Annotated in this window: 2 protein-coding genes; one reads left to right on the forward strand and one right to left on the reverse strand. The window is 70.2% G+C overall.

Translation table 11 applies throughout. From position 1 onward, the window contains the following. The coding region (locus tag I5I_RS04560; protein WP_036316947.1) for a leucyl aminopeptidase family protein at nt 1-943 on the reverse strand (943 nt) is incomplete at its 3' end. A gap of 124 nt (nt 944-1,067) precedes the next feature. On the opposite strand from I5I_RS04560, the gene I5I_RS04565 reads away from it, so the two are divergent. Continuing rightward, nucleotides 1,068-1,514 (forward strand): PAC2 family protein (locus I5I_RS04565; protein WP_036316943.1); only part of this gene is annotated, 447 nt, incomplete at its 3' end.

A 1,514-nucleotide genomic window follows, 5' to 3' on the forward strand; every position in this document is an offset into this window, starting at 1 on the left:
GAGCTCGGTCCCGGGGATCCTCTAGAGTCGAGGGCATGTTGTCAGCCAGACAGAGCCATCCCGACACGCGCACCGGAAGACGAAGCTGTGCGGCCGCGCGGACGACGGCGAGCACGGTCGCGGCCCCGGCCATGTCGTACTTCATGCCCACCATTCCCGCGGCCGGCTTGAGCGAGAGGCCGCCGGTATCGAAGGTGATGCCCTTGCCCACGATCGCGACGTGGCGCTCGGCATCCGCGGGTGCGTATTCGAGTCGCACGAGACGCGGGGGGCGGTCCGATCCCTGACCGACACCGAGGATGCCCCCGTAACCGTCGGCGGCGAGCTGCTTCTCGTCCAGGACGACGACGTCCACGGGGAGTTCTGACAGCGCGGCCCGAGCAGCGTCCGCGACATCCTGCGGGCCCAGCCACTCGGCCGGGGTGTGCACGAGGTCCTTGACGAGTGCGGCCGCATCGCCGACGACCTGCGCACGAACCAGCGCCGAGGGGACCGTGGTTCCTTCACCGCGGATGATCACGTGCGACGCACGAGCAGGCGAGGCAACCGACTTGTATCCGTCGAAGCGGTACGCGCCGAGCGCTGCACCCTCCGCGACTGCTCCCCACCCGTCCTCATCGACTCCCGGGACCTCGACGGCCACGGTGTCGAAGCCGGTGGTGGTCCGCAGTGCGGCGCCGACCGCCTCACGCAGGGCGGCGGTGTCGGGCGAGGGCCCCGTGCCGACCACGATCAGGGGCAGTGACGTCGCTTCCGGGGCGTACGCGCGCACCGTGCTGCCGAGCGCACCCGAGTAGCCGACGGCTTCCAGGGCCGAGGCCAGGCCCGGCCACTGCGCGAGCGCCCCGCGATCGTGGTCGAGGGGCGGGAGGGCGAGCACGAGGGCATCGGCCTTCGTCTCACGCAGCGGATCGGTCGTGTACGACAGCTCGGGAAACGCCATGACCTCCATCCTAGGTTTGCGTCGTCCGGGACCGGCGACGTCCGATGGCGGCGAGCCGCGCGCGGCGTGTTCGCTGTCAGCGGCACGCGGGCCTCCGCCTGAGGAAGGCTCGTACAGTTGTCTCATGCCCCTGAGCGGTCCCCTTTACGAGCGTGTGGTGTCGGCCCCACCGGTCCCTGCCGGCCTTCCGCTGGTGATCGTGCTGACGGGCTTCACGGATGCCGGTGGCGCCGTCTCGCAGATGGTGGAGATGTTCCGCGACGACCTCGAGCCGGCTCCGATCGTGAGGTTCTCGGCCGACGTGCTGCTCGACTATCGTGCGCGGCGGCCGACGATCACTTTCGACGCCGACCATCTCGCCGACTACCGTCCGCCCCGGCTGGAACTCTCACTGGCGCACGATGCACTCGGGCAGCCGTTCGTTCTCCTGGCCGGCTACGAGCCGGACTTCGCCTGGGAGGCGTTCACCGAGACCGTCGTGGGCCTCGCCGAAGGACTGCAGGTGTCGACGGTGACGTGGGTGCACGCCATTCCCATGCCCGTGCCGCACACACGGCCGATCGGCACGACC

It is taken from the genome of Microbacterium sp. B24, from assembly GCF_000333415.1.
In the GTDB taxonomy this organism is placed as follows: Bacteria; Actinomycetota; Actinomycetes; order Actinomycetales; family Microbacteriaceae; genus Microbacterium.